The 6197-nt window shown below is 73.6% G+C and carries 5 protein-coding genes; all 5 read left to right on the top strand.

From position 1 onward, the window contains the following. Positions 1 to 39: 39 nt before the first annotated feature. The 5 genes from J0670_RS26870 to J0670_RS26850 all read left to right on the top strand — a co-directional run bounded on the left by J0670_RS26870 (position 40) and on the right by J0670_RS26850 (position 6061). Positions 40 to 1194 (top strand): CapA family protein, encoded by a 1155-nt coding sequence (locus J0670_RS26870; RefSeq protein ID WP_207814261.1) that lies wholly within the window; start codon positions 40 to 42, stop codon positions 1192 to 1194. A 447-nt stretch (positions 1195 to 1641) separates the two neighbouring features. Continuing rightward, entirely contained in the window at positions 1642 to 2388 is a 747-nt protein-coding gene (locus tag J0670_RS26865; protein WP_243437572.1) for a 2,3-dihydro-2,3-dihydroxybenzoate dehydrogenase, read from the top strand. 95 nt (positions 2389 to 2483) lie between these two features. Next, complete coding sequence (dhbC, locus tag J0670_RS26860; protein ID WP_207814259.1) at positions 2484 to 3689, top strand: isochorismate synthase DhbC; 1206 nt, start codon at positions 2484 to 2486, stop codon at positions 3687 to 3689. A 5-nt stretch (positions 3690 to 3694) separates the two neighbouring features. Continuing rightward, positions 3695 to 5356: a (2,3-dihydroxybenzoyl)adenylate synthase gene (locus tag J0670_RS26855; RefSeq protein ID WP_243437570.1), complete on the top strand. Its 1662-nt coding sequence runs from the start codon at positions 3695 to 3697 to the stop codon at positions 5354 to 5356. 63 nt (positions 5357 to 5419) lie between these two features. Beyond that, positions 5420 to 6061, top strand: a complete 642-nt coding sequence (locus tag J0670_RS26850; RefSeq protein ID WP_207814257.1) for an isochorismatase family protein — start codon at positions 5420 to 5422, stop codon at positions 6059 to 6061. Positions 6062 to 6197: the final 136 nt, after the last annotated feature.

The following is a 6197-nucleotide window of genomic DNA, read 5'->3' as shown; positions in this document are numbered from 1 at the left end:
GGCTGACCGCTCTTGCATCGAACCCGGGGGGAACCAGTCATGCGCCGTGCCGCGGCCGCCGTCGCGCTGTTCGTAGGGCTGACCGCCGTCGCCGCCTGTGGGCCCGACGACCCCGCCCCGGGGTCCGCCGCCGGTCCCTCCGCCGCCGGTCCCTCCGGCGGCGCGGCCGCCCCGCCCGCCACGGCCTCCGGTACGGCCCCGGCGTCGGGCGCGGCCCCCACCAAGAACACCGCGCCCCGACCGGACGGCACCATCACCGTCGCCTTCGCCGGGGACGTCCACTTCGAGGGCCGCACCCAGGCCCGGCTCTCCGTCCAGGCCCCCGAACCGGCGCTCGGCCCGATCTCCCGCACCCTCGCCGACGCCGACCTGTCCGTCCTCAACCTGGAGACCGCGATCACCGGGCGCGGCGCGCCGGAGCCGAAGACGTACACCTTCCGCACCTCGCCCAAGGCGCTGTCCGTGCTCAAGGACTCCGGCGTCGACGTCGTCTCGATGGCCAACAACCACGCCGTGGACTTCGGTGCCGACGGCCTCACCGACACCCTCGCCGCCAAGGACTCCTCGCCGATCCCGGTGGTCGGCGTCGGGCACAACGCCAAGGAGGCGTACGCCCCGTACGTGACCACCGTGCGCGGGGTGAAGGTCGCCGTCGTCGCCGCGAGCCAGGTCGAGGACCTCACCAACCAGAAGTGGCGGTCCGGCGCCAACAAGCCCGGCATCGCCTCGGCGCTGGACGTCCCCGCGCTGCTGGCGGCCGTGCAGGCGGCCAAGCAGCAGGCCCCGGTCGTGCTCGTCTACCTGCACTGGGGCGAGGAGGGCAAGGCCTGCCCGACCGGTCCGCAGACCGCCATCGCCAAGAAGCTCGCCGCCGCCGGAGCCACCGCCGTGGTCGGCACCCACGCCCACACCATGGTCGGCTCCGGCATGCTCGGCGGCACCTACATCGGGTACGGCTTCGGCAACTTCCTCTGGTACGGCACCTCCAACTACGCCAACTCCAACGAGACCGGCGTCACCACCCTCACCCTCACCGCCGACGGCAAGGTCACCGGCGAGGCCTTCGCCCCGGCCACCATCGACGACAAGGGCATCCCGCAGCCGGTCACCGGTTCCGCCGCCGAAGCCGCCCTCAAGCGCCGCGACGGCCTGCGCGGCTGCGCCGGACTCACCCCGCCCCCGGCGGCCCGCTGACGGAGCTACCGCCGTCCGATGTTCTTCCGTCCCCGGACGAGCGGACACGAAGAACCGACCATCCGTCGGCTGTCGCTCCGGCGCTCCCATCGGGACGGCATCGACGCCGTCCGCCTGTCCGCACACCCCTCCGACGCAGCCGGCGAACCTCGCCTCCCAACGCGTCGCCGTGCGCGCCGGTCTGCGGCGGGCGGAGCACCTGGACGGCGAGGGCCATGACGGGTTCGGCTGGATCTACGTGAGCGGCGCGGCGTAGGCCGCACCGGGAGGAATCCGAGGCCGCCCGCCCCGTTGTCCGGGGCGGGCGGCCTTCTCCCTTCCAGGGCGAGTTGACGTTCGTACAGGCGCTCGGCGGGGGCGAACAGCTGTGTTAGGTTAGCCTTACCTAATGTTGCTGGTCGGAGGGGATGTCCTGTGGCGCGGTCCGAATTCGCCGGTGTCGTCGCGATGGTGACCGGGGCCGGGCAGGGCATCGGCGCGGCCGTGGCCCGGGCGCTGGTCGCCGAGGGGGCGGTCGTCGCGGCGGTGGACCGGAACGCCGGTTCGCTCGCCGGTCTCGTGGCGGAGTCGCCCGCCGTGCACCCGTACGTCCTGGACGTCGCGGACTCGCAAGCCGTCGATGGGGTGGTGGAGTTGGTGGAAGCCCAACTCGGGCCGATCGGCGTGCTGGTGAACGTCGCGGGGATCCTGCGGACCGGACTCGTCGTCGAACTCGCCGATGAGGACTGGTCGGAGACCTTCGCGGTCAACACCGCCGGGGTGTTCCACGCCGGCCGTGCGGTCGGGCGGCGGATGGCCGCCCGTGGGCACGGCGCCGTGGTGACCGTCGGTTCCAACGCCGCCGGGGTGCCGCGCGCCGGCATGGCCGCGTACGCGGCGTCCAAGGCGGCGGCGACCATGTTCACCCGGTGCCTCGGGCTGGAACTCGCCCGGTCCGGGGTGCGCTGCAACGTCGTCTCGCCCGGGTCGACCGACACGGAGATGCAGCGCGCCCTGTGGGGCGAGGACGCCGAGGCGGCCGAACGGCGACTGGTCGATGGCGACTTGGCGGCCTGGCGGGTCGGCATCCCGCTCGGGCGGATCGCCGCGCCCTCCGACATCGCCGAGGCGGTGCTCTTCCTGGCCTCCGACCGGGCCCGGCACATCACCATGCACGACATGTACGTCGACGGCGGCGCGACCCTGCGCGCCTGAACCGCCTTTCACAGAACTTGACTCACAGGCCTTGGTCCACGGGCCTCGGATCGTGGACCTCCGACCGTAGACCGTCCCAGACTGGAGAAACCACCGTGACCACGGTGCACCACGCCCCCGCCGGGCCCGACGTCGCCGTCATCGGTGCGGCCAGCGGGCTGCTCGGCCAGTACCGGGCCGCCGACGACGAGGCGTTCTTCGCCTCACCGACCCGCACCCTGCTCGCCGCCGGGGTGCACGCCCGGGTGCCGCAGGACGCGCGGCCGCTGCCCGTCCGGGTGGCCGAGACGCTGGCCGAGGCGCGTCGCGTCGGGGTCGAACGGCCGCTGGTGGTCGGGGCGGTGGCCTTCGACCACGAGAGCCGGGCCGAACTCGCCGTCCCCGTCAGGGTCCGTACCGCCGGGGCGCTGGGCGAGGACCCGCTGATCGCGCTGCCCGCACCGCCCGTCCCGGCGGCCGGGACGGCCGGCTGGCGGGTGCGCCCGGTGCCCGAGCCGGAGGCGTACGGCGCGGGCGTCGCGGAGGCCGTCGAGCGGTTGCGGGGCGGTGAGTTGAGCAAGGTGGTGCTGGCCCGCACACTGGAGCTGAGCACCCCCGACCCGCTCGACCTGCCGGCCATCCTGCAGCGACTGGCCCGCCGCGACCCCGGCGGCTACACCTTCGCCGTGCCCGCCGGCGGTGGCCGCACCCTGATCGGGGCCAGCCCCGAACTCCTGCTCTCCCGGCGGGGAACGGCCGTCCTGGCCAACCCGCTGGCCGGCTCGGTGCCGCGCAGCGACGACCTCGGCGAGGACGTGCGGCGCGCCGCAGCGCTGCTGGACTCGCCCAAGGACCTGCACGAGCACGCCGTCGTGGTGGACGCCATCCGCGCCGCGCTCACGCCGTACTGCCGCAACCTGGACGTACCGCGCAGGCCAACCCTGGTGCGGACCGCCGCCATGTGGCACCTGGCCACCGAGATCCGCGGCGAGCTGGCCGATCCGGCCGTCTCCGCCCTGGAGTTGGCCACCGCGCTGCACCCGACCCCGGCGGTCTGCGGGACGCCCACGGACGTCGCGCGCCGGGTGATCGGCGAGGTCGAACCCTTCGACCGGGGCCTGTACACCGGGATGGTCGGCTGGGGTGACGCGACGGGCGACGGCGAGTGGGTGGTCACCATCCGCTGCGCGGAGGCGGACGCGCGGACGCTGCGGGTGTACGCGGGTGCGGGAGTGGTCGAGCAGTCCCGGCCTGAAGCCGAACTCGCCGAGACCAGCGCCAAGTTCCGTACCTTCCTGGACGCCGCGGGGGTGGCGCGGTGACGCCGCTGGAGACGGTCGCGGCGGGTTTCACCCCGTACCCCGCCGAGTTCGCCGAGCGCTACCGGGCCGCCGGGCACTGGCGCGGCGAGACCTTCGGGCGGATGCTGCGCGAGCGCGCCACCGCGCACGGTGAGCGGATCGCCGTCGTCGACCCGGGCGGCCACTCGGCGGCGCGGGAGGAGCGGCGCTGGACGTACGCCGAACTCGACCGCCGGGCCGACAGGATGGCCGCCGGACTGATCGCCCGGGGGATCCGGGCCGGGGACCGGGTGGTGGTCCAACTGCCCAACGCCGCCGAGTTCTTCGAGGTGGTCTTCGCGCTGTTCCGGATCGGCGCCCTGCCGGTCTTCGCGCTGCCCGCGCACCGGTACGCCGAGATCGGGTACTTCTGCGCCTTCACGGGGGCGGCGGCGTACGTCGTGCCGGCCGTCGAGGGGGGCTTCGACTACCGCGAACTCGCGTCCCGGGTGCGGGCGGAGAGCCCATCTCTGCGGCTGGTGCTGGTGGCCGGCGAGGACGCGGGGGAGCACGTGCGGCTGGCGGACGTGCCCTGCGACGGGCCGGGTCCCTCCGCGCACCCGAGCCCCGGTGACGTCGCCTTCCTCCAGCTGTCCGGCGGCAGCACGGGCGTGCCGAAGCTCATCCCGCGCACCCACGACGACTACATCTACTCGCTGCGCGGTTCGGTCGAGCTGTGCGCGCTGGACGAGGGCAGCGTCTACCTGTGCGCGCTGCCCGCCGCCCACAACTTCCCGCTCAGCTCGCCCGGTTCACTCGGCACCCTGTACGCGGGCGGCCGGGTGGTGCTGTGCCCGCAGCCCAGTCCGGAGACGGCCTTCCCGCTGATCGAGCGCGAGGGCGTGACCGTCACCGGGCTGGTGCCGCCGCTCGCACTGCTCTGGCTGGACGCCGCCGAGCGCGGCGCGCGCGGCCACGAGAGCCTGGAGGTGCTGCTGGTCGGCGGCGCCAAGTTCAGTACGGAGGCGGCCCGTCGAGTGCGCCCGGTACTGGGCTGCACGCTGCAGCAGGTGTTCGGGATGGCCGAGGGACTGGTCAACTACACCCGGCTGGACGACCCTGAGGAGCTGGTCACCACCACCCAGGGCCGTCCGATCTCACCGGACGACGAGGTCCGGGTGGTCGACGACCAGGACCGCGACCTGCCCGACGGCGTCACCGGGCACCTTCTGACGCGCGGCCCGTACACCATTCGCGGCTACTGGAACGCTCCCGAGCACAACGCCAAGTCCTTCACGGCGGACGGTTTCTACCGCACCGGCGACCTGGTCCGCCGACTGCCGTCCGGCCACCTGGTGGTGGAGGGTCGGGCGAAGGACCAGATCAACCGGGGCGGGGAGAAGGTCGCCGCCGAGGAGATCGAGAACCACCTGCTCGCCCACCCGGCCGTGCACGATGCCGCGGTGGTGTCGATGCCCGACCCGTACCTGGGCGAACGCACCTGCGCGTACGTGGTGCTCAAGCCCGAACACCGGCAAGCGCCGCCGAAGGGCGTCGAGTTGAAGCGCTTCGTGCGCGGACGCGGGCTGGCCGACTACAAGGTGCCGGACCGGGTCGAGTTCGTCGAGGCCTTCCCCGCCACCGGGATCGGCAAGGTCAGCAAGAAGGACCTGCGCGCCGCCATCGCGGCCTCCCTCGCCCGCCCCTGAACCCACCTCCCCGACTGCTGAATTCCGACTACGGAATTTCCGACTACTGAAGGAACGACCGCCGTGGGCCTGCCCCGCATTCCCTCCTATCCCATGCCCGTCGCCGAGGAGCTGCCCGCCAACCGGGTCTCCTGGACGGTGGACCCGGCGCGCGCCGTGCTGCTGGTGCACGACCTCCAGAACCACTTCCTGGACGCCTTCGACGCCGGTGCCGCGCCGGTGCCCGAACTCCTCGGTCAGGCGGCCGCGTTGGGCGATGCGGCCCGTGCGCACGGCGTGCCGGTCGTCTACTCGGCGCAGCGCGGCGGGCAGAGCCCGGCCGAACGCGGGTTGCAGCAGGACTTCTGGGGCCCCGGCATTCCGGACGACCCGCGCGCCACGGCGATCGCCGGGGCCGTCGCCCCGGTGGCGGGCGACACCGTACTCACCAAGTGGAAGTACAGCGCCTTCGTGCGCACCGAGTTGGACCGGCTGCTGCGCGAACAGGGCCGGGACCAGCTGGTGATCACCGGCGTGTACGCGCACATCGGCGTGCAGGCCACCGCCTGCGACGCCTGGATGCGGGACGTACAGGCGTTCGTGGTGGCGGACGCCGTCGCTGACTTCGGGCCGCAGGAGCACCGCGCGGCGCTGGAGTGGATCGCCGGACGGTGCGGGGTGGTCACCACGACCACGGCCGTGCTCGGAATGCTGGCGGGGGAGTGACGGGAAGTGACGGGTGTGGACGTGACGGGTTTGGACGTGACGGGCGTGGCTTTCACGGTGGAGCGGATCCGGGCCGAGGTCGCCGACCTGCTCGGGGAGGAGCCGGCGGACATCCCGCTGGACGAGAACCTGGCCG

The organism is Streptomyces sp. FH025 (assembly GCF_017427025.1).
Classification (GTDB): domain Bacteria; phylum Actinomycetota; class Actinomycetes; order Streptomycetales; family Streptomycetaceae; genus Kitasatospora.
Note: the sequence above shows the minus strand (reverse complement) of the source record. Positions and strands in the feature narration are given on the sequence as shown.